The sequence below is a fragment of the Agrobacterium sp. lyk4-40-TYG-31 genome (genome assembly GCF_030209855.1).
Classification (GTDB): domain Bacteria; phylum Pseudomonadota; class Alphaproteobacteria; order Rhizobiales; family Rhizobiaceae; genus Agrobacterium; species Agrobacterium vaccinii.
In genome coordinates this window covers 79,606-102,138 of the sequence record NZ_JARVRE010000007.1, presented here as the reverse complement: position 1 = coordinate 102,138, position 22,533 = coordinate 79,606, and the positions used below count along the sequence as shown (strand labels likewise).

Annotated in this window: 20 protein-coding genes; 10 read left to right on the top strand and 10 right to left on the bottom strand. The window is 58.1% G+C overall.

Translation table 11 applies throughout. The features are described 5' to 3' along the window. Window positions 1–34: 34 nt before the first annotated feature. The 6 genes from QRN55_RS15610 (at window position 35) to QRN55_RS15585 (ending at window position 4,857) form a co-directional block, all read left to right on the top strand. Complete coding sequence (locus tag QRN55_RS15610) at window positions 35–991, top strand: ABC transporter permease (protein ID WP_502871331.1); 957 nt, start codon at window positions 35–37, stop codon at window positions 989–991. Then, window positions 988–1,818, top strand: coding sequence for an ABC transporter permease (locus QRN55_RS15605; protein ID WP_284777402.1), 831 nt, complete (start codon window positions 988–990; stop codon window positions 1,816–1,818). The genes QRN55_RS15610 and QRN55_RS15605 overlap by 4 nt, the downstream gene beginning before the upstream one ends. After that, a complete protein-coding gene (locus QRN55_RS15600; RefSeq protein WP_284777401.1) occupies window positions 1,815–2,609 on the top strand; it encodes an ABC transporter ATP-binding protein in 795 nt (264 codons plus the stop codon). Before QRN55_RS15605 ends, QRN55_RS15600 begins: the two co-directional genes overlap by 4 nt. After that, window positions 2,606–3,406, top strand: coding sequence for an ABC transporter ATP-binding protein (locus QRN55_RS15595; protein WP_284777430.1), 801 nt, complete (start codon window positions 2,606–2,608; stop codon window positions 3,404–3,406). The genes QRN55_RS15600 and QRN55_RS15595 overlap by 4 nt, the downstream gene beginning before the upstream one ends. Next, window positions 3,393–4,490, top strand: coding sequence for a pyridoxal-phosphate-dependent aminotransferase family protein (locus QRN55_RS15590; RefSeq protein ID WP_284777400.1), 1,098 nt, complete (start codon window positions 3,393–3,395; stop codon window positions 4,488–4,490). Before QRN55_RS15595 ends, QRN55_RS15590 begins: the two co-directional genes overlap by 14 nt. 184 nt (window positions 4,491–4,674) lie before the next feature. Then, window positions 4,675–4,857: a hypothetical protein gene (locus tag QRN55_RS15585; protein ID WP_111841692.1), complete on the top strand. Its 183-nt coding sequence runs from the start codon at window positions 4,675–4,677 to the stop codon at window positions 4,855–4,857. A 244-nt stretch (window positions 4,858–5,101) separates the two neighbouring features. Here the strand turns inward: QRN55_RS15585 and QRN55_RS15580 are convergent, their stop codons facing one another. The 6 genes from QRN55_RS15580 to QRN55_RS15555 form a co-directional block, all read right to left on the bottom strand. After that, window positions 5,102–5,947, bottom strand: a complete 846-nt coding sequence (locus tag QRN55_RS15580; RefSeq protein WP_111841691.1) for a dipeptide ABC transporter ATP-binding protein — start codon at window positions 5,945–5,947, stop codon at window positions 5,102–5,104. Then, entirely contained in the window at window positions 5,944–6,810 is an 867-nt protein-coding gene (locus tag QRN55_RS15575) for an ABC transporter ATP-binding protein (RefSeq protein ID WP_284777399.1), read from the bottom strand. Before QRN55_RS15575 ends, QRN55_RS15580 begins: the two co-directional genes overlap by 4 nt. Window position 6,811: 1 nt before the next feature. Beyond that, window positions 6,812–7,678 carry an ABC transporter permease subunit gene (locus QRN55_RS15570; RefSeq protein WP_422387372.1) on the bottom strand — a complete coding sequence of 289 codons (867 nt, stop codon included), beginning with the start codon at window positions 7,676–7,678 and terminating at the stop codon, window positions 6,812–6,814. A gap of 67 nt (window positions 7,679–7,745) precedes the next feature. Next, window positions 7,746–8,750 carry an ABC transporter permease subunit gene (locus QRN55_RS15565; protein WP_111841689.1) on the bottom strand — a complete coding sequence of 335 codons (1,005 nt, stop codon included), beginning with the start codon at window positions 8,748–8,750 and terminating at the stop codon, window positions 7,746–7,748. A 140-nt stretch (window positions 8,751–8,890) separates the two neighbouring features. Beyond that, window positions 8,891–10,492, bottom strand: a complete 1,602-nt coding sequence (locus tag QRN55_RS15560) for an ABC transporter substrate-binding protein (protein ID WP_284777398.1) — start codon at window positions 10,490–10,492, stop codon at window positions 8,891–8,893. 290 nt (window positions 10,493–10,782) lie between these two features. Then, window positions 10,783–11,469 (bottom strand): superoxide dismutase, encoded by a 687-nt coding sequence (locus tag QRN55_RS15555; RefSeq protein ID WP_284777397.1) that lies wholly within the window; start codon window positions 11,467–11,469, stop codon window positions 10,783–10,785. Between the two features lie 135 nt (window positions 11,470–11,604). On the opposite strand from QRN55_RS15555, the gene QRN55_RS15550 reads away from it, so the two are divergent. The 3 genes from QRN55_RS15550 to QRN55_RS15540 all read left to right on the top strand — a co-directional run bounded on the left by QRN55_RS15550 (window position 11,605) and on the right by QRN55_RS15540 (window position 15,029). Further along, window positions 11,605–12,669 (top strand): NAD(P)-dependent alcohol dehydrogenase, encoded by a 1,065-nt coding sequence (locus QRN55_RS15550; protein WP_284777396.1) that lies wholly within the window; start codon window positions 11,605–11,607, stop codon window positions 12,667–12,669. Window positions 12,670–12,769: 100 nt separating this feature from the next. Continuing rightward, window positions 12,770–13,822 (top strand): sugar phosphate isomerase/epimerase family protein, encoded by a 1,053-nt coding sequence (locus QRN55_RS15545; RefSeq protein WP_065699303.1) that lies wholly within the window; start codon window positions 12,770–12,772, stop codon window positions 13,820–13,822. Window positions 13,823–13,841: 19 nt separating this feature from the next. After that, on the top strand, window positions 13,842–15,029 hold the full coding sequence (locus QRN55_RS15540; protein ID WP_284777395.1) for a Gfo/Idh/MocA family protein: 1,188 nt from the start codon (window positions 13,842–13,844) through the stop codon (window positions 15,027–15,029). Between the two features lie 758 nt (window positions 15,030–15,787). Here QRN55_RS15540 and QRN55_RS15535 read toward each other — a convergent pair. From QRN55_RS15535 to QRN55_RS15520, 4 genes are all read right to left on the bottom strand, one after another. Continuing rightward, a complete protein-coding gene (locus QRN55_RS15535) occupies window positions 15,788–19,423 on the bottom strand; it encodes a putative Ig domain-containing protein (RefSeq protein ID WP_284777394.1) in 3,636 nt (1,211 codons plus the stop codon). Between the two features lie 438 nt (window positions 19,424–19,861). Further along, a complete protein-coding gene (locus tag QRN55_RS15530; RefSeq protein ID WP_112501780.1) occupies window positions 19,862–20,389 on the bottom strand; it encodes a GNAT family N-acetyltransferase in 528 nt (175 codons plus the stop codon). 18 nt (window positions 20,390–20,407) lie between these two features. Beyond that, complete coding sequence (locus tag QRN55_RS15525; RefSeq protein WP_112501779.1) at window positions 20,408–20,731, bottom strand: DUF6916 family protein; 324 nt, start codon at window positions 20,729–20,731, stop codon at window positions 20,408–20,410. Continuing rightward, the gene (locus tag QRN55_RS15520; RefSeq protein WP_162694746.1) at window positions 20,728–21,417 is read right to left on the bottom strand and encodes a phage tail protein; all 690 of its coding nucleotides are present in this window, start codon (window positions 21,415–21,417) and stop codon (window positions 20,728–20,730) included. Before QRN55_RS15520 ends, QRN55_RS15525 begins: the two co-directional genes overlap by 4 nt. Window positions 21,418–21,760: 343 nt before the next feature. Here QRN55_RS15520 and QRN55_RS15515 point away from each other — a divergent pair, with 343 nt between their 5' ends. Next, complete coding sequence (locus QRN55_RS15515; protein ID WP_284777393.1) at window positions 21,761–22,435, top strand: permease; 675 nt, start codon at window positions 21,761–21,763, stop codon at window positions 22,433–22,435. The last annotated feature ends 98 nt before the right edge of the window (window positions 22,436–22,533 follow it).

Below are 22,533 nucleotides of genomic sequence, written 5' to 3'. Positions count from 1 at the left end.
GGTGAAGGGTGCGGGCAGGATCATAGGCCGTCGGTTGCTCAGCGCCATTCCGGTGCTGGCAATCATTCTGCTGCTGACCTTCTTGCTGCTCGAAAACGCCTCGGGCGATGCTGTCGATGCCTATCTCGTCTCCATTGGCGGCGGCGATGCCGCTCTTCGTGAGACATTGCGCAGCCAATACGGCCTCGACCAATCCATGCTGGCCCGCCTGTGGCTTTACGTCTCGTCCGTTGCGCAGCTTGATCTGGGCTGGTCGGTCGCGTTTGACCGGCCGGTTCTGTCGCTGATCCTCGAGCGTCTTCCCAACACATTGCTGCTGATGGGAAGTGCTACGGCGCTGTCTTTTGCGCTCGGCTCCACGCTCGGCATCATTGCGGGTGCAAAGCCCGGCAGCGTGCAGGATCGGGCACTGTCCACGCTGTCGCTGGCGCTCTATGCCATGCCGGGTTTCTGGCTGGGGCTGGTGCTGGTCATCGCCTTTTCCGTCAAACTGCGCTGGCTACCGACATCGGGCATCGAAACCATCGCGTCCGGCAAACAGGGGCCGGAAAGAGCGCTGGATATCGCCCGGCATCTCGTCTTGCCCGTTGCCAGCCTTGGCTTCATCTATCTGGCGCTGTTTCTGCGGGTTATGCGCAGCGCCATGGCTGAGATATGGCGGCTGGAATTCGTTGATTTCGCACGCTCCAAAGGCCTGTCTTACCGCCGCATCGTCCTGCGCCACGTCGCCCGCAACGCTGCCTTGTCGCTGGTTACGGTCCTCGGCCTTCAATCCGCAGCCATGCTAGGCGGCAGCGTCGTCATCGAAAGCGTCTTTGCCGTTCCGGGCTTCGGCAGGCTGGCGCAGGAAGCCGTCAGCGGGCGCGATACGCCGCTGTTGATGGGCATTATCCTGACCAGCGCCGTGTTCGTCATCCTGATCAATCTGGTGGTCGATCTCCTCTATGCCGTGCTCGATCCGCGCATCGGCGCGCAGGAGGGCAAGGCATGAGCCTTCTGCGACAGATACCACGTAGCGCGGAAGGCCTGATTGGCCTCTTCATTCTGCTCCTCATTGCCAGCGCCGCCATAGCTGCCCCCTTTCTGTTTCCCAGGGACCCACTGTCCATCGTCGGCGCGCCGCTGATTGCACCCTTTGTTAATCCCGCCCTGCCGCTGGGCACCGATAGTCTGGGACGCGACGTGCTGGCAGGGCTGTTTCACGGCGCGCGCATTTCGCTGACCGTTGGCATCAGTGCCGCTGCCGCAGCCCTCATCATCGGTGCTGTCATCGGTACGCTCGCAGGCTTTGCCGGCGGCCTTGTCGATGAGGCGCTGATGCGGCTCACGGATGCGTTTCAGATCGTGCCCAGCTTTCTGCTGGCACTGGCCTTCGTCAGCACCATCGGCGCGTCCACGCCCATCGTCGTGCTGGCCATCGCACTCAGCGCATGGGCGGAGCCGGCCCGGCTGACACGGGCGCAGGTGCTTTCCATCCGCGAGCGCGATTACGTGGCATCGGCGCGCGCCATCGGCATGCATCCGCTGGAAATCGCCCTGCGGCAAATCCTGCCCAATGCACTGGCCCCGGTGCTGGCGCTCGCTGCCATCATCGTCGCCGCAGCCATTTTAACCGAGGCCGCTCTGTCCTTTCTCGGCCTTGGCGATCCGAACGTCGTCACCTGGGGGTCGATGATTGCGCAAGGCCGCAATGTGCTCCGCTCCGCCGCCTATCTCTCCATCATTCCCGGCCTTGGCCTGCTGGTCACGGTGCTCGGCGTCTATCTCTTTGCGGAAGGCATCAACAAGGCGCTGGCCAGACAGGTGCAAACGCCATGAGCCAGAACCCGATCTGCGATATTCATGATCTCAGCGTCACCTATGCGGGCGCAACCAGTCCTGCCCTGCAGAATGTCTCGCTATCGATAGCCGCCAACCTTCGCCTGGCCATCATCGGCGAAAGCGGTTCGGGCAAAAGCACGCTTGCCAGAACACTGGCGCACCTCCTGCCGCCGGGTGCTCAATGCTCGGGCGACGTCGTCTGGCATCTTGAGACCGGCATCCCCGCTCCACTGGCCGGGCGCGATATCGGCTATGTATTTCAGGACCCCGGTGCCAGTCTCAACCCCGTACTGACCATCGGCGAACAGGTGGCCGAAGGGGCCGTTCGGCATCTGGGCCTGTCGTGGAAACAGGGCCTTGCCCACGCCCGCGATCTGCTGAACGAGGTCCAGCTTCCCCATCCCTCATCCCTATTGGACGCCTATCCGCATCAGATGTCCGGCGGGCAGCGCCAGCGCGTGGCTATCGCCGCCGCCATCGCCGCCAGGCCTAAAATTCTGATTGCGGACGAAGCCACCAGTGCGCTCGATACCATCACGCAGGCTGCCATCGCCCGGCTGCTGGACAGGTTGGTGCAGCAAAACGGCATGACGCTGCTGTTCATCACCCATGATATTGCGCTGGCCTCGTCGCTTGCGGATGACATTGCCGTGCTGAAATCCGGTCGTCTGGTCGAGACGGGTAGAGCGGCAAGTGTGCTCTCCACCCCGCAGCATGCCTACACGAAAAGCCTGCTCGCCGCGCATCTTGATATCACCACGCCACCGCTGATCGAGAGTGTGCGCTGATGGCCCCTCTCCTATCCGTCGACGGCATATGCAAAACCTACCGCGATCGCAAACGCGAAACCCATGCCGTGCGCGATGTCTCCTTCACGCTGGAACGAGGCGAAACGCTAGGGCTTGCCGGACCATCGGGCTGTGGCAAATCCACGCTCGCGCGCCTCATCATGCGCCTGATCGAACCGGATGCGGGCAGCGTGACGTTTCGCGGCGAGAGCTGGCTCGCCCTATCCGGCAGCAGTCTGCGCCATGCAAGGCGGCATATGCAGATGGTGTTTCAGGACACCCACGCCGCCTTCAACCCTCGGTCCACGGTTGCCACCGTTATCGGCGAACCACTGCGCATCCACGAGATCGTTGCAGCAAAGGCGCGGGCGGCAGAGGTTGCACGGCTGCTGGAACGTGTCGGTCTGCCAGCCGATGTCGCGGCCCGGCCCGTGTTGGAGCTTTCCGGCGGGCAGCGACAGCGTGTCGCCATCGCCCGTGCACTCGCCACCCGCCCGTCGCTGATCGTCATGGATGAGGCGGTGTCGGCGCTCGATGTGTCGGTCCGCGCGCAAATCCTCTCGCTTCTTGTGTCCCTTCAGCGCGAAACCGGCCTTGCCTGCCTTTTTGTCTCCCACGACATTGCCGTCATCCGCGCCGTCTGTCACCGCGTCGCCATCATGGAGGCAGGGCAGATCGTGGAATATGGAGAGACGCAACGCATCGTTTCCAACCCGCAATCGCAGACTGCCCGTCGCCTCGTCGGCGCTGTTCCTGCCTTGCTGCTTGATAAGGACCTAAACCATGCCCAACCGTGACTGGAGCCACCTGCTCGACATTCCAGCCTTTCCCGCAGAACGCTACGCGATGCTGGCAGACCGATTGGCGCATGTGATGGGCACGAAAAACGATGTTCTGCTGATACAGGCCGAAGCGGTGGTCGCGCTGGAAGCGGTGGCAACCAGCCTTGCACGTCCCGGTCTCTGTGCCCTCAACATCGTCACCAGCCCCTACGGCACGTGGTTCGGCCACTGGCTGCAACGCGGTGGTGCCGATGTCATCAATCTGTCCGCAGAACAAGGTCACCCGATCACCGTGCAGGCAGTGCAAGCGCAACTGGACGCCAACCCCGACATAGCAGCACTTGCCCTCGTGCACGCCGAATCCGCGAGCGGCATTCTCAACCCGCTGGAAGAGATCGTTGCCCTCGCAAAGAGCCGTGGCATCCTCACCATCGTTGATGCTGTGGCCTCCATCGGCGGCCATCCGCTCGATGTCGACGGTCTGGGGATCGACATCGCCGTGATCGGCCCGCAGAAATCACTCTCGGGACCGGCAGGGCTTTCGGCAATCTCGGTTAGCTCCAAGGCATGGACCCTGTTGGACCACTCGACAGCCACCCGAACCTCCATCCTGTCGCTGATGGATCAGAGGGAGCAATGGCTCGACACAGGCCGTGGCACCATTCCCGGCACTCCCGCCCCGCTCGAATTCTTTGCCCTGCAATCAGCGCTCGACCGGATCGAAGCTGAGGGCATGGACAACGTGCTGCGGCGACATGATCTGGCAAAGCGTGCGACACGCGCCGGGCTTGTGGCGCTGGGGGCGCAACTCTGGGCACAGGAGCCATCCGCATCCGCCCTCGTCACAACAGCCGTTTTACCGCCGGATATCGACCGCGACGCTTTCCTCTCACGCCGCACGATTGCCGGTGCCGATATCACCGCGGGTGTTGGCCCTGGAACAGAGCGGCTGGTTCGCCTGAACCACACCGGACAGCGCGCCAATGAGGAATCCGTGCTCGCCAATCTGACCGCTTTTTCCCGCGCGCTCGAGGCCGCAGGCCAAACCGTCGATCTCGATCAGGCCCTGCACGCCGCCGTACAATCCTACCGCTCGTAAGGGAGCTTTTGAGCGGCATTTCGCGACGTTGGAATGAATCTTCGCATATTAGCGCTTTTCAAGAATGGAATCTCGCAACTCATCCACAGGAGTAACAGACTAATTCCCTCGGCAATCTTGACGAAAACGTGGCAACGCGCAAAACTTTACCTGTCGTTAAACACTGTGACGAAGAGGGACAAAAATGGTTGCTGGCTTCAATATGCTATCCTTCGACCTGTTCGGACTTGGTCGCAAGGCCCAGGAAGACAAGCTCAATCGCGAGCGCGGCTTCACCACGGAAACGAAAACCAAAGACGAGTCGGAACAACACGACAAGGATCAGGAACACGAGCTGTTCTTCTGGTCGCTCTATCCGGTGATCTAGGGCTTGCATGAGATTTCGGGCGGGTGATGGTGCATCGCCTGAGTAAGGTGCAAAACATCCACTACCTCCGTCTTCCTCGGGCTTGTCCCGAGGATCTAATCACGCTTCTGCGGATACGACGTGGCAGATATCAGGGACGAGCCAGAGGCTGACGGCAGCTAATGTTGCTATCCGGCGGACAGCAGGCATAACCCACAACCACCCCAACATCAGAGCCCGGCCATAACCGGGCTCCTCCTATCCCTCAACCAGCCTTGGCCATGTTCTTCGCTGCCATGCGGGCGCGGATCGAATCCACGTCGGCTTTAGGGGTGGCGGCGAACAGGGTGCGGGTGTAGGCGTGCTGGGGGTTGTTGAACACCTCTTCACGCGTGCCGTATTCCACGGCTTCGCCGAAATACATCACCATCACCTCATCGGCGAGATACTTCACCACCGACAGATCGTGGGAGATGAAGACGTAGGTCAGGCCGAACTCGTCCTGAAGGTCGGACAGCAGGTTGAGCACCTGCGCCTGAACCGAAAGGTCGAGCGCCGAGACAGGCTCGTCCAGCACTAGGAGCTTCGGGTTCAGCATCAACGCACGCGCAATGGCGATACGCTGGCGCTGGCCGCCAGAGAACATGTGCGGGTAGCGATTATAGTGTTCAGGCCCCAGACCCACGCGCACCAGCATCTCGTTTGCCTTCTCGCGACGCTCCGCAGCCGACATCTTGGTGTTGATGAGCAGCGGCTCGCCCAGCACGTCGCCGATCTTCTGGCGCGGGTTGAGAGAGCCGTAGGGGTTCTGGAACACGATCTGCACCTTCTGGCGCATTTCAGCCGTTAGATGGCCGGGACGGGTGTCCACCTTCTGGCCGTCGATCAGCAACTCGCCAGAAGTCGGCTCATCGATGAAGGTCAGCATGCGGGCCAGCGTGGACTTGCCGCAACCGCTTTCGCCGACGATGGCCAGCGTCTTGCCGGTTTCCAGCGCAAAGGACACGCCCTTGACCGCGTGAATGGTCTTGGAAGGCTTCATGAAGCCGCCCGCCATATGGTAATCCCGCTTCATATTGCGGATTTCGAGCATGGTGTTGTTGCCGGTCATGCTGTTTCTCCCGCAACTGATGGGGCCGGTGTCGGTGTGCCATCGAAGAACTGCGACACGGTGGTCAGGCGATCGCCCGTCGCGTTTTCAGGCAGTGCTGCCAGAAGAGCCCTTGTGTAGTTGCTCTGCGGGTTCTCGAACAGCGAAAGCACGTCGGCTTCCTCCATCTTGCGACCCTTGTACTGCACCACCACGCGGTCTGCCGTTTCGGCCACTACACCCATGTCATGGGTGATCATGATGAGGCCCATGCCGTTTTCGGCCTGGAGCTTCATCAGCAGATCGAGAATCTGCTTCTGGATCGTCACGTCGAGCGCGGTCGTCGGCTCGTCAGCGATGAGGAGCTTCGGATTGCAGGCGATGGCAATGGCGATCATCACGCGCTGGCACTGGCCACCGGACATCTGGTGCGGGAAGTGCTTGAGCCGTTCTTCCGGGTCGGGCAGACCGACCAGATTGAACAATTCGATGGCGCGGGCGTGGCGGGTTTTCTTATCCATGCCCATGTGGATGCGCAGAACTTCTTCCAGCTGGAAACCAACGGTGAAGCACGGGTTGAGGCTTGCCACTGGCTCCTGGAAGATCATGGCGACATCCTTGCCGATGAGCTTGCGGCGTTCGGCAGCGGTCAGTGTCTGGATGTCGCGACCTTCGAACAGCATGCGGTCGGCAGTGATCTTCGCCGTCCAGGGCAGAAGCCCCATGACGGCCAGCATCGAGACCGATTTGCCGGAACCGGATTCACCGACGATGGCGAGAACCTCGCCCTTTTCGACGGAGACGGAGATGCCATCGACGGCGCGAAACCAGCCTGTGGCCGTTTCGAACTCGACGACGAGATTATCGATTTGCAGAAGTGCCATGTCAGGACCTCTTCAGTTTCGGGTCAAGCGCATCACGCAGACCATCACCCACCAGATTGATGGCGAGCACGGTGACGAGGATGGCAATGCCGGGGAAAGTAACGACCCACCATGCGCGCAAAATAAACTCACGCGCTTCGGCAAGCATGGTGCCCCATTCCGGTGCAGGCGGCTGTGCGCCCATGCCGAGGAAGCCGAGTGCTGCGGCATCGAGAATGGCGTTCGAAAACGACAGCGTTGCCTGCACGATGAGCGGCGCGGTGCAGTTGGGCAGAATGGTGCGGAACATCAAGCGCAAAGGACCTGCGCCTGCCAGCCGCGAGGCGGTGACGTAGTCCTTGGACTTTTCCGCCATGACGGCAGCACGGGTCAGGCGTACGAAATGCGGCTGAAGAACGAGCGCAATCGCGATCATGCCGTTGGTCAGGCCGGGGCCAAGGATCGCGACCAGAACGAGCGCGAGCAGCAGCGACGGGAAGGCCAGAATGATATCCATCAGGCGCATGATGACCGTATCGAGCCAGCCGCGATAATAACCGGCGAGAACGCCGATGATAACGCCGGTGGAGAGCGACAGTGTGGTGACGAAAACGCCGATGAACAGCGAATATTGCGCACCGTAGATCAGACGCGACAGGATATCGCGACCGACCGGGTCTGTGCCCAGGAGGTAGGACAGGTTACCACCTTCCATCCATGCGGGCGGCAGCAGAACGAAATCGCGGTACTGCTGGAACGGCGAATGCGGTGCGATGACGGGCGCCAGAATTGCGACGATCACAAGGGCGACGAAAACATAGAGGCCGATGACGGCGCCCTTGTTTTCGGAGAAATAGAACCAGAATTCCTTCAGCATCTGCTTGCGCATGGCGGAAGAAGAAACCGGCTCGGCTTTTTTAATGATGGCGGTATCGGCCATGAAACGATCCTCTTCTTTAATGCCGGATGCGCGGATTGATGAGGCCATACATGAGGTCAACGATGAGGTTGACGACCATGATGATGCCCGCAATCAGCAGGAGACCGCCCTGAATGACAGGGTAGTCACGGCGGAAGACGCTATCGACCATCCATTTGCCGATGCCCGGCCAGGAGAAGATCGTTTCGGTAAGAATGGCACCAGCCAGCATGACGCCGACCTGAAGACCGATGGTGGTGATGACGGGGATCATGGCATTGCGCAGCGCGTGGATGCCGATCACTCTAAACGGCGACAGGCCCTTGGCGCGGGCGGTGCGGACGTAGTCTTCCGACAGCACTTCCAGCATGGCAGAGCGCGTCTGGCGCGCGATGACCGCCAGCGGAATCGTGGCCAGCACGATGGATGGCAGCGCCAGATGGCTGAGCGCCGATGCAAATGCGCCCTTCTGTCCGGATAGCAACGAGTCGATCAGCATGAAGCCGGTGACAGGCGGGAAGTAGAACATCAGCGAGATGCGTCCCGAGACCGGCGTCCATTGCAGGATACCGGAAAACAGGATGATCAACAGCAGACCCCACCAGAAGATCGGCATGGAGTAGCCGACGAGTGCCACGCCCATCACGCCCTGATCGAAGATCGATCCGCGCTTGATGGCAGCGATGACGCCTGCCGGAATGCCGATGGCGATGGCGATGATCATGGCGCAGAAAGACAGTTCCACGGTGGCCGGGAACAGTGCCTTGAACTGCGTGAGAATAGGCGTCTTGGACACGATGGACGTGCCGAAATCACCCATCAGAATACCTTTGAGGTAATCCAGATACTGGATGATCATGGGACGGTCCATGCCGAGTGCCGCGCTGATCTGCGCATGGCGCTCCGGCGACATGACACGTTCGCCCGACAGAAGTGCGACCGGATCGCCCGGCAAAAGCCGGATGAACAGAAACGCGATAATGGAAACCCCGATGAATGTCGGGATGAGCACGGCAATGCGCCGCACGAGAAAGCCAATCATGAGAAACCTTCGATCTGTTCCGGCCGGAACCTATGCGCGGGTAGCGACCTTTGCGGCCTGCTTCTTACTTTTGTTGTTCAAAACGCAAGTGCCGCGCGCCTTGAGACAAGACACGCGGCATTTTTCTATGCGTCGGATTGTTACTCGGCAATATCCACGTTTTCGAACGTGAAGTCACCCAGCGGGCTCTGGACGAAACCAGTGACTTCCTTGCGCATCGGAACGACGGACAGGGAGTGGTCGATGGTGGCCCAAGGTGCCTGCTTCTTGAACACGACTTGAGCTTCTTCGTAGAGCTTGGTGCGTTCTGCCTGATCGGTGGTGATCTTGGCCTTCTTCACGAGAGCGTCGAAGTCCTTGTCGCACCACTGAGCACGGTTGTTGCCGCCAACGGCATCGCAGCCGAGCAGCGTGTCGAGGAAGTTGTCCGGGTCACCATTGTCGCCGGTCCAGCCGAGGAACACGGCACCGTCACGGTCCTTTGCCTTCGAACGGTCGAGATATTCTGCCCATTCGTAGGAAACGATCTCGACCTTGACGCCGATCTTGGCGAAATCATCCTGGATGACTTCTGCAGCGCGGCGGGCGTTGAGCATGTATGGACGCGAAACCGGCATCGCCCAGACCTTCATCGACAGGTCCTTGACGCCAGCGTCTGTCAGCATCTTCTTGGCTGCTTCCAGATCGTAGGTGTCGTCTTCGACCTTGTCGTTGTAAGACCACATTGTCGGCGGCAGCGGGTTCTTGGCAGGCGTGGCCATGCCCTGGAACACGGCGTCAACGATGGCCTTCTTGTTGATGGCCTTGTTCAGCGCCTTGCGGACTTCCGGCTTATCGAAAGGAGCCTGCGTGGTGTTGTAGGCGAGGTAGGCAACGTTGAGGCCTTCCTGCTCCATAACCGTCAGGGTCTTGTCTTCCTTCATGGACTTCACGTCGGCAGCGTTCGGGTAAGGCATGAGGTGGCATTCGCCAGCCTTGAGCTTCTGGAAACGAACGGCGGCATCGGTGGTGATGGCGAAAACGAGATCATCGATCTTCGGTGCGCCGCCCCAGTATTCCTTGTTGGCCTTGAAGCGGATCACGGCATCCTGCTGGTAGGCGACGAAGGCGAATGGACCGGTGCCGACTGGCATCTGGTTCAACTGTGCCTGCTTGCCTTCAGCGGCCAGCTTGTCGGTGTATTCCTTCGACATGATCGAAGCGAATGGCATGGCAAGGTTGGCGAGGAACGGTGCTTCAGGGCGGTTCAGGGTGAACTTGACCGTCATGTCGTCGACTTTTTCGACAGACTTGATCAGCTTGGGGAAGCCCATGCCTTCGGCATATTCCCAGGACGTGCCTGGAACATACTGGTGCCATGGATTGTCGGTCTTGATCTGGCGCTCGATGGAAAAGACGACGTCGTCTGCATTGAGTTCACGGGTCGGCGTGAAGAATTCCGTGGTCTGGAATTTGACGCCCTTGCGAAGCTTGAATGTGTAGACGGTGCCGTTTTCCGAAACTTCCCAGCTCTCGGCCAGGCCAGCGACTGGCTTGGTGGTGCCGGGTTCGAATTCCAGCAGACGGCTGTAAACGGTGTGGGCCGAGGCATCGAATGTGGTGCCGGCGGTGTAGAGGCCCGGATCGAAACCTTCCGGCGAACCTTCCGAGCAATATACGAATGTCTTTGCGCTTGCAGCAGCAGGTGCAAAGCACGTCGCCGAAAGCAAGGCTGCAGCGATTAGGCCAAGTTTGTATCTCATCAAAGAGCTCCCAATTTTTGTATCCGGCTCGCTTATTCTGCGACTACCGATGCAACGTGGTTATAAGAAACCTTGCACATACTCAAGCGGGCAAGTTGCGCCAATTCAGAGGTTTTTGATCAAAAGTTCAACTTCGCGCGATTTTGATACTAATTTAGGCGAAGGAATTAGAATGTTTGTTTGGAAATGGTGGAAAAAACCATGCGTTTCTTCCCAAAAGCCAGGCAATAAAGAAGGCGCCCTGAAGGATCAGGACGCCTTTGATAATGAAACAGCTTTTATTGTTACACTCAAGCGATCTTATCGCCCACGACTCGCCAATTGATGAGGTTTTCCAGCACGGCTTTGATGTGCTCCGGCTTGCGGTTTTCATAATCCACGTAATAGGCGTGTTCCCAGATATCGACGCCGAGATAAGCGGGACGACCGACGGCAACCGGGTTGTTGGCATCCTCATAGCCCACGAGTGCCAGCTTGCCCTGATCATCGCGCGTCAGCCACACCCAGCCGGTGCCGAAGACTTCGTCTGACGTGGCAACGGCCTTGGCAATAAACGCATCGTAATCACCGAAGGCCGCGCTGAGCTCCTCGGCGGCCTTGCCATCCGGTCTTTTCGGGCCGCCCGGCACGAATTGATCCCAATAGACCACATGGTTCCACGCTTGGGCTGCGTTGTTGAAAATCTTCTTGTCGGCAGTCTTGCCAGCGGAAGCCTTGACGATCTCTTCCAGCTCCATATCGGCGTATGGTGTGCCCTTGGCCAGCGTGTTGAGCTTGTCGAAATAGGCCTTGTGATGCTTGCCGTAATGCAGACCAACGGTTTTGGCCGAAATGTGCGGAGCAAGCGCATCTTCCGCGAATGGCAAGGCCGGTTGTTTCAACGGCAGGGCGGCGCGTGCGATGGACGGCGCGGAAAGGGCGGATGCTGCGGCAGTGGCTGCTGTGGCCGCCATGATGGCGCGTCTGGTCAGTAACATGTGTGGGTCTCCTCCTGTGGGTGTCTGGAACGCAAACATGCTCACTCTCTAAAAGTTGCTTTTAAACCTTGCTTCTTCGCCCTCTTCGCGATTTTGTTATCTGAGCAGATGCTGTTGAGAGTCGAGGAGAATGCAATGCAATCACAGGTGAAACCCCGCGAAGAACGCGCACTCGTTCTGGAGGAAATCGGCAAGCTTTCGCTGCGTCCGTTTCCGCTGGAAGAGCAAGTTGGGCCGCATGATGTACGCATTGCCATCCATACAGTCGGCATTTGCGGCAGCGACGTGCACTACTATACCCACGGTGCCATCGGCAATTTCGTGGTGCGCGAGCCAATGATTCTGGGACATGAGGCCTCCGGCACCGTGACCGAAATTGGCTCCGCCGTAACCAACCTGTCGGTGGGAGACCGCGTGTGCATGGAGCCAGGCATCCCTGACCCAATCAGCCGCGCAAGCCGCATCGGCAATTACAATCTCGATCCCGCCGTTCGTTTCTGGGCAACGCCGCCGATTCATGGCGTGTTGCGTGCATCCGTCGTGCATCCGGCGGCCTATACGTTCAAACTGCCCGACAATGTCTCCTTTGCAGCGGGCGCGATGGTAGAACCGCTGGCGGTCGGCGTTCAGGCGGCTACGCAGGCCAAGGTCAAGCCGGGTGATATCGCCGTCGTGATCGGTGCCGGTCCCATCGGTCTCGTCACGGTTCTGGCCGCCCTTGCTGCCGGTTGCGCGCGCGTCATCGTGTCGGATGTCGATCCGGTGAAGCTGGATATGGCCCGTGGTCTAGGCCCGGTCGAAACCGTCAATGTCCGCGAGCATGATCTTGCCGAACAGGTGCTGAAATCCACCGGCGGCTGGGGTGCGGATGTCATTTTCGAATGCTCCGGTGCAGAAGCGGCCATCACCCGCGTGTTCGAGCCGCTGAGACCCGCCGGAACGGTCGTTTTCGTCGGTATGCCGACCAAGCTGGTGGCCTATGACGTGGTGGCAGCGCAAATTCGTGAAGCGCGTGTCGAGCATGTTTTCCGCTATGCCAACGTCTTTGGCCGCTGCGTCGATATGTTGGCGTCCGGTGCCATCGATGTCTCCGCACTCATCACCCGCACCTTCGATTTCGAAGACAGCATCAAGGCCTTCGACATCGCCGCATCTGCGCCTGCCGGAGAGGTGAAAATGCAAATTCTCATGCCGCAATGATGATTGAGGGTTGCACGAAAATAATCAGCGGTTAGCTTGAGCGCCGGTGGCGAGTGGAGGCTCAAACCGCTTATCTGTATCGATGCAGGAGGATCAATTCATGAAGACGATCAAGGGACCGGGGCTTTTTCTCGGTCAGTTTGCGGGCGATGCTGCACCTTTCAACACGTGGGACGGCATCACCAAATGGGCGGCTGATAAAGGGTATCTCGGTGTACAGGTGCCCACATGGGCCGGACAGTTGATCGACCTTAAAAAAGCAGCCGAATCCAAGGACTACTGCGACGAGTTCGCCGGTGTGGCCCGGAGTAACGGCGTCGAAATCACCGAACTTTCTACTCACCTGCAAGGTCAGCTTGTCGCCGTACATCCTGCTTACGACGAAGCCTTTGACGGCTTTGCTGCACCTGAAGTGCGCGGCAACCCGAAGGCGCGTCAGGAATGGGCGGTCGAGCAGGTGAAGTTGGCGCTGAAGGCATCGCGCAATCTCGGCATCGATGCCCATGCCACCTTCTCCGGCGCACTCGCATGGCCCTTTATCTACCCATGGCCGCAGCGCCCTGCCGGTCTGGTGGAAGCCGCTTTCGATGAGCTGGCCAAGCGCTGGACGCCGATCCTAGATTATGCCGACGAGCAGGGTGTGGACGTCTGCTACGAAATTCACCCCGGCGAAGACCTGCATGACGGCGTGACCTTCGAGATGTTCCTGGAGCGCGTAAAGAACCACAGCCGCGCCAACATGCTCTATGATCCCTCGCATTACGTGCTGCAATGCCTGGATTATCTCGACAATATCGACATCTACAAAGACCGCATCAAGATGTTTCACGTCAAGGATGCGGAGTTCAACCCCACCGGTCGCCAAGGCGTTTATGGCGGCTATCAGGGCTGGGTCAACCGCGCTGGCCGCTTCCGGTCGCTGGGCGACGGGCAGGTGGATTTCGGCGCCGTGTTCTCGAAAATGGCCGCCAATGATTTCGATGGCTGGGCCGTTGTCGAATGGGAATGCGCGTTGAAGCACCCGGAAGATGGCGCTGCCGAGGGCTCTGAATTCGTCAAGGCACACATCATTCGCGTTACCGAAAAGGCCTTCGACGACTTCGCTTCAAGCGGCACTGATGATGCCGCCAACCGCCGCATGCTGGGCCTATAAACCATTTCGAGGACATTTCATGGCTATTGAAGGAAAGACGACCGACAAGGCGAGCAAGCGCATTCGCCTTGGCATGGTGGGTGGTGGCGCAGGCGCCTTCATCGGCGGCGTGCACCGCATGGCGGCACGGCTGGACAACCGGTTTGAGCTGGTGGCAGGCGCTTTGTCCTCCACTCCTGAAAAATCCAAGGCCTCCGGTCTCGAACTGGGACTGGACGAGGACCGCTGCTACGGCTCCTTCGAGGAGATGGCCGAAAAAGAAGCGGCACGCGAAGATGGCATCGAGGCCGTCGCCATCGTCACGCCCAACCATGTGCACTATCCGGCGGCAAAGGCATTTCTGGAACGGGGCATCCATGTCATCTGCGACAAGCCGCTGACCTCCAATCTGGGGGATGCGAAAAAGCTGAAAGCGGTGGCGGACAAGTCCGATGCGCTGTTCGTGCTGACCCACAACTACACCGGCTACCCGATGGTGCGCCATGCGCGCGAACTGGTGGAAAGCGGCGCACTGGGTGATATCCGGCTGGTGCAGATGGAATATCCACAGGACTGGCTGGCAGAACCCGTCGAACAGACCGGTGCCAAGCAGGCCGTATGGCGCACCGACCCGGCGCAATCGGGCGCTGGCGGCTCCACCGGCGATATCGGCACCCACGCCTATAATCTCGGCTGCTTCATCTCCGGTCTCGAAACCGAAGAACTGGCCGCAGACGTCCACACCTTCGTGGAAGGGCGTCGTCTGGACGATAACGCCCATGTCATGCTGCGCTTCAAGGCCAGGGATGGCAAAGCCTCTGCCAAGGGTCTGCTGTGGTGCAGCCAGGTGGCTGTGGGCAACGAGAACGGCCTCAAGGTTCGCATCTATGGCAGCAAGGCTGGCATCGAGTGGACGCAGGCCGATCCGAACTATCTGTGGTTCACCAAGCTTGGCGAGCCCAAGCAGCTGATCACCCGCGGTGGAGCAGGTGCCGGTGCATCTGCCGCCCGCGTCAGCCGCATCCCCTCCGGCCACCCGGAAGGCTACCTCGAAGCCTTTGCGACAATCTACACCGAAGCCGCAAACGCCATCGATGCACGGCGCAACGGCACGGCGCTGGACAAGGCGGTCACCTACCCCACCATCGACGACGGCGTCAAAGGCGTCGCCTTCGTAGAGGCCTGCATCGCCTCGTCAAGGCAGAATGGCGGCTGGGTGAAGCTGTAATTCTTTGATACGACCGGGGTGCGGTGCGCCCCGGTCGTCGGCTTGCAGAACCTGCGTGAGCTCTTGGTAAACCGCGGCTCCTTCTCCACGTCATCCATGAGTTTCACGCGAAAATCAAAAAAATAAATAAAATCAACGCATTGAAGAATCTTCGAGCTTTCCAGCGTCAGAAGCGGATAGATCAGGCCATGCCGCCTATGATTGTCATTTGAAAAAAGATCCGTTAAAAATCAAAGCCTTATCGAAAAAACGCAAAAAATCGACAAAAGCTTTCTCAATGGTCCCCGAAGCTGTGCCTACAATTGCCTCGCTTCCATCGGCAGGGTGTATCGCGAGACATCGTGGCGGCTGGAAGTGGTGTTTGGGTTTGGCCGGAACGTGCGGTCGAAACCGAGACATCGGTGCCACGACCCCAGCCGACGGCCCCGGACCCATCGAGAGCTCCGGCAAGCCAAGATGTCTGGTTGCGTGGCAAGACGGATGGAGGGTTTGTATGGGAGCCATAACGCCTCAGACAAACCCTCCCCTCGGCTTAGGCTGAGGAAACAGGCGGACGGAACGACCAGTGACCACGCAAATGCGGACACGAAGACCACCATACCAGAGACATCACCGCATTTGCGTGTGTCCTCCGGGTCTGAACGACTGCACACCACGGACGCTCCGCGCCGCGTGAACGCTTCGGTGTGCTCAACGCTAGGAAAGCAGGACAGGCACCGGCAACCGCCGAAACCCTTTTCCCCGGTGAGAACCTCGGATCAGAATCGCTTACTCATCCTTGCGCGTGCCCCTCCATACCTGTCGCCATCGCCTTCCACATTGAAAAGCAGGCTAAAATCGAGGTTCCAATCGTCGGGGGTTGCAAGCGATATTCCCGTCGATACCGTGCCAAAAGCACCGGACCCGTCAAGACCAGCGAACCCGCCTGTGAGGCCAATCTTCGGGGTCAGCGTGGTATCATTGCTCAGCGTGAACTTTCGCGCCACTTCGGCGCCAAGGCTCACTCGCAGTTGCTCGGAAGTGAAGCCATCGAGGGTCAACTCATCGCCTGCGGCATTGGACACAGTGTAATCGTTGACCTGTTCGGAGAGATAGACAGCGCGTAACTTGGGCGTCAACACAGTTACCTCATCCAAACGCCATTGCCCCTTGATCGTCGTATCAGCCATCCAGCGTTTGGTGTCGAATGTTCCGTCCCAGAAAGCGGTGTCGATGTCATTGGCCGAACCGCCGTAGAGAATACTAGTATCCCAGTACACGCCCTTGCCAATCTCCAGTGAGCTATAGGGCCCTACCAGCCAGCCGTTGCCCGTAAGTTTTGCATCCGCATCGGTCGGATCGGTCATTCTATCCAGGTGGAACGACAGACCGACGAGTGCCTTGTCAGTAATCAGGTAATCAGCGCCCGCCGAGAGCATGCCAAAGCTACCCCACCTGCGATCGTCGTCATCATCGCGATTGTGCATCAGAAATGCACCGCTCAGCCAGACATTGAATGGCGACGACGATATTCCGCCCAGGGATTGCCCGGAAGCATCGCCAGCACCGTTTCGATAGGCCTCAATCTGGGCGAAACTGGTTGAAAAGCCGATTGTCATACCATTGGAAGAGGGAGATATCCTCGTCGTCACCGGCTCGTTCGCGTTCTCTGCCTTCCGTCTTTCCAGAAGACCCGGCACGTTGATGGTTGATGAGATCATGCTTTGTCGCGATCTCACAAAATCCCTGACGAGGCCATCGATCTCGGTTGCGACCTCGGCTGGATTGTAACCAAGGTTATAGGTCACGGTTCCCGTGCTGCTGCCAAGGCCGCTCGTGAGGCTGAAGGTGATCACGACAGGCCCGGAAAAGCCCGGCGTCGGAGTAAACTTCAGATACCAGCCAACCGGAGAAACCGGACCGGATTGTGCATAGTCACCCATGGTGAGAACAGCCCTGCCCGCATTCGACGGCACGACGGAAACAAGCTCTCCACTATCGAAGGGACCGCCGGTCGCATTCTTGTCGAGACGCGTATCTGGGGGAGAGGAACCCGCCTCGACAGTGATCGTCTGACTTACAACCTGAACGGATTGCTCCTTTACCGTCAGATTGTATCGAGCTTTTCCGATCATGTTTTGCGCGTCCCTGACCTGGACCTCGAAAACATAGTCGTTCTGCGTGTTGTCAGCCAATGTACCGGACAATAAACCGGATGTGCTCAATGTGAGCCCATCCGGCAAGGTGCCCGAAATGACATTGAACGCGAAAGGGGCGGTTCCGCCTGAGACCGTGACCTGTTGATTGTATGTTTCTCCAGCCATCGCATCCGTCAGATTACCTTCAGAGGGAGACAGAACGAGATCTTCTATCGCAGCGATGACGCTCAGCGTATAGGCCGCCGAGTCTTGTGCAGTGTTTGCATCCTTTGCGGTGATGGTGAAGCTCGCGTTTTCAGCCGCTATCGGGGTGCCGGAAATGACGCCGGTTGAGGAGTTGAGGTCGAGACCTGCTGGTAGCTCACCTAATGTGACCTCGTATGTGTAGGACGCCGTACCGCCCGAGGCCGCGATGGTCACGTTATAGGCCGTGCCTACCGTGCCTGCGGTCAGAGCTCCTGCGGGTGGCGAGAAGGTGAAGGAGGTCGGGGCCGACACGGTGATGGAGACCGTTGCAGCTGGCGATGTCCCGCTCGCATTCGTCGCCGTGTAGGTGAAGCTGTCGACGCCGGAATAGCCTGCCGTCGGCGTGTAGGTGATGTTAGTGCCGGATGCCGTTGCCGTGCCATGGCTGGCTTGCGTATCAACGGCGACCGAAGCGGCAGCACCACCTGTTATGTTGAGGGTGATGGCATTGGCCGACGAGTTAGCAGCAACTGTTTTCGAGACGGCGTTCGCCACAGGAGCTTCAACCCCAATCACCAGCGTATAGGCCGCCGAGTCTTGTGCAGTGTTTGCATCCTTTGCGGTAATGGTGAAGGTCGCGCTTACAGCAGCTGTCGGCGTACCGAAAATGACGCCGGTTGAGGAATTGAGGTCGAGGCCTGCTGGTAGCTCACCTGATGTGACCTCGTATGTATAGGACGCTGTACCGCCCGAGGCCGCGATGGTGACATTATAGGCCGTGCCCACAGTGCCTGCTGTCAGGGCGCCCCGGGGTGGAGAGAAGGTGAACGAGGTCGGGGCCGACACGGTGATGGAGACGGTCGCCGGTGACGACGTGCTCGTCGCATTCGTCGCCGTGTAGGTGAAGCTGTCCACGCCGGAATAGCCTGCCGTCGGGGTGTAGGTGATGGTGGTGCCGGATGCCGTTGCCGTGCCATGGCTGGCTTGCGTATCCACGGCGACCGATGCGGCAGCGCCACCTGTTATGTTGAGGGTGATGGCGTTGGCTGACGAGTTGGCAGCCACCGTCTCTGAAACGGCGTTAGCCACAGGAGCTTGAACCCCAATCACCAGCGTGTAGACCGCCGGGCTTGTCGCGGCGTTTGCATCCTTTGCGGTAATGGTGAAGGTCGCGCTTTCAGCTGCTTTCGGGGTGCCGGAAATGACGCCGGTCGAGGAGTTGAGGTCGAGGCCTGCGGGAAGTTCACCTGATGTGACCTCGTATGTGTAGGACGCTGTACCGCCAGATGCCGCGATGGTCACGTTATAGGCCGTGCCCACAGTGCCTGCTGTCAGGGCGCCCCGGGGTGGCGAGAAGGTGAAGGTTGCGGCATTATATGTGAATCCACTTAGGAGCGTCGCCGTATTCGTTCCATCCGACAGCACGACATCGACAGCACCAGCCACATGAGCTGGCGTGGTTGCGCTGATGGATGTTGCGCTGTTGACGGTGAAATTTGTGGCAGCTTCCGTTCCGAATTTGACGCTATTGATGGAGGCGAGATTGGTGCCAGTGATCGAGACGGATGTTCCACCATTGGTGGAACCGCTTTCGGGAGATATGGATGAAATAACGGGGCCCGCTTCGCGCGTAACCGTGACTGTGTAGGTTTTTGAACTGCCATATTCCGGCGTCACCACAACAGGGATTGCGTTGGTACCCACGTTGAGGGGGATGGAGGATGATGCGGCACCGGATGTGACCGCTACGCCCTTTACTGTTATGGTTGAGTTCCCATCATTGGCCGTTGGGGTGATGGCTATAGAGCTTACTGAATTGGCGACTGAGACCGTGTAGCTGGTTGTCGCAGACGAAAAGCCAGGATCTAAGCTGCCGTTGTCGAGCGCAAGTGCTGACAGTGTTGCGTCGGATGAAGCCGTTGCACACGTCAGTATGAGGGTAGCGCCAGTATTGACCGGTCCAGTCAGACTGACTTCGGCCCCCGAATCAGATGGTAATACGAAGCTTGAAGAGACAGTATCATTTCCAGATGCATTACTAGAATTTAGAACGATTCCGTAATCATACACATCAATTACAGCGGCTGCATATTTATTTTCCGAACCAGTCCCTGTAAACGTGACCGTCCAGCTTAATTTGTCACCAGCGTTAAATTCATATTCTGTATATATACTAGTAGAGCCATTCGCTACTGTTACGCCACTGCTCCAGTCCGAGTTCACATCCTGACAACTCAGAGCTTGCGCCTGGCCCGCGACACCAAAGAAAACGGCCAAAGACAGAAGAAATTTAGCCGATTTTCGCGTCGGAAACGAAAGAGCAGACGCGACCTTATGAAACGCATCGTTAGACGTTTTCTTCTGCACGAAACTTCCCCAAAATACACGCGGAACCGCAACCACGAGTCGTTATCCCACTGCCCCGTATCTCAAAAATTACTATCACGTAATTTATCGATTTCTAGTACAGGTGGTATTTTGGTTTCAAGAAAAGTGTATTAGTTTTTTCTACTGTTGCATCTTCGATACAACCTGTGGGCGGGGTAACCATCGCATGTGGTAGTGTGGAGGTTCAGTGCCTGTTAGCTGAAAGCCAAGGCGTTCGTAGATGTGTCTGGCGCTTGTGCCAAACATGGGCGTGGAAAGAGTGATCGGAATGTCCATATTTTCAGCGGCGGCCTGAAGCCCCCGCACCACATTGGTCCCAATGCCTTTACCTCGGGCTGCGGTCATGAGTTGCAACTCCGACAGGCGCCAGTTGCTGTAGCCCAGCGAAACGACAAGTCTTCCAACGCGGTTGCAATTATCTTCAATAACCATGTCCATATGCTCAGGGTAGGCGTTGCCCAGCCCTTCGCGCAGAGTATCGAATTGTTGCTTGTGCAACATGCGTAAAAAATCCGGCTTGCCATCAACCCAGGACAGCCACGGCCTGGCCTCGATAAGCAATTGCAACAGAAATGGCTCATCCTGAGCCCGGACAAACCGCAAAGCCAGATTGCCGGGCAATGGAAATGAGCCGTTCAGCGCTGCCATGTTGGCTGCTCCATTGTTTTAGCCGAATACAACTTGAAACAGAGCCCTGGTCGGGGCTGTAGGGTTCAGGATACGCGAAACGTGAACCGGTCCAATGGCGGGAACATCGGGATGAAAAAACGAGAAGTCCCCCCATTGAAAAGGCGGCACAGTTTCATCTTCAGCCTCGAATTCCAGTGAAAATGGCGTTCGAGGTGTACCTTGCATCCTTCCTTCGGGAAATTCACTACATCGTTTCAATTGCACGGGGATGGCGAGATCGGGGGAATGCACCATCTGGAACAGTTCGCCGACATAGGGTTGAAGCAATGAAGCCCTTATCGTTGCCATGTCCAGCGTCATGGTCGATCCGGATAAATGCCGACCATGGCGATGACGAAGTTCATGGCGAGATACGGTTGCATCAGGGACACCGACTCGCTCTTGCCCGCGGCAGCTATGGTCACGGCACCGCCTGTGAGAGCGTTGATTTTTACCGTTGCGCCGGGTGAACCTGCATCGCCGGTGACCTTCGTGTTGACGTTGCTCAACTTCACGAGATCGGCAGTCTTGGGAGAGGCGTACATTCTGTTGTTTGTACTGGCAACGCCGGACAACATATTGTTCGTGCTGCTTGGTAAATTTGCATCGCCGACAGCACCGTAAACATCCACATCAACGGCAACATTGAGAGTACTTGGAACGCCTGGAATTGTTACATTCTGCTCTGTTAAGACCGGAGCGAAGCTGGCTTGATGGCTGTGAACAGGCATTTGGTCCTGAGTAAGCGTATGCGCGGTTTCGCCCTGGGAACTTGCGAAGGGGAAAGTTCCAAGAGTAGGGCTCACGCCCGCCCCCAGCGGCACTCTGCCGCGCAAATCCGGCAGCATGAAATTACTGTTGACAAGACTACCACCATAAGTTTCCCCAATAAGCGAATAGAGCCCCTGATACTGCATGACCTGGACAGTCTGCCCCTGGCAGACGCTATAACCGTTCGGGGCCCATGAAAACGGGAGCAAGTAAATCATTCCGAGCATGGGATCCATATCAATACCCTCAAAGGTTGTTGTTTTATTTTCTGTAACCAGTGAGGGTGCTCGCGTCAAGTGACACATCAGAAAATTAGCAGCAAAAAATATTACAGCCTTGCATGCTTCATCGATATCCCGTCAGGTCTGGATGTTAAGACGAGATTCAAACTGTGTTGGAGAAATCGGCGGACGGCACAGGCAGCGTATGCCGTCCGTTACAATGACGAGCATCGAGTAGATGCACTACGGCATGTTCCGATGGATATTCGAATGAAGGACCGCATTTCCGTATTCGCAATCTCTAACAGACAGGCTACGTAAAGACTGGCAGCGGTGACAGGAGGCGGATTTGGATTTTATGAAACTTCTGAAGTCGCTTGAAGAGCTGCTTTACGAGCTGGTCACATGGCTGCTGTTTTACCCGCTCACCATGTGGCGATCTGTCGTCAGGCCGCTGAGCATGATGCGCTATGCCGATACGGAGCTCGCCGACCGGCTTGAAGATCAGTACGACGATACCTTGAGCCCTCCCCTGTTTCTGCTGATCACACTGCTCCTGTCACAGGGCATCTCATCCGCTTTTCCCTCTGCCTATGATACCGCCGCTGCCGCCAAGGAACTGGGATCTGGCTCCAACCTGCTCATTGCGCGTGGCGTGGTCTTCGGGATTTTTCCGCTGTGCATGTCGGTTACAGCGCTGCGACAGCGGTCGGCGAGAATCACCCGGAATTCTCTACGGCCACCCTTTTTCAGTCAGTGTTATGTCGCGGCACCCTTTGCATTCGTCGTCGGCCTGGGATTTGACTTCATGTTCATGCCCCACGCACAGGGGATGATGATTGGTGCGATGACGCTGACGATTGCCATAGTATGGTATGCGCAGGCGCAGATACGATGGTTTATCAGGGATATGCACATGGGCGCGGTCAGGGCGACGGGCGCTTTCATTCTGGCGTTCGTCACTGCGAGTGTCGTCGCACTGATGCTGGCCATTACGATTAGTGTGGAGGCAAAGACCATGGCAGCCGGCTGATCTTTGAACCGCAATCAGGGCTCGACAAATGTTGTGCCGAGCGGGCTATGCGATGTAGTGTGGTGGGATCGCATACAACTGCTGATAGGATCGAGATG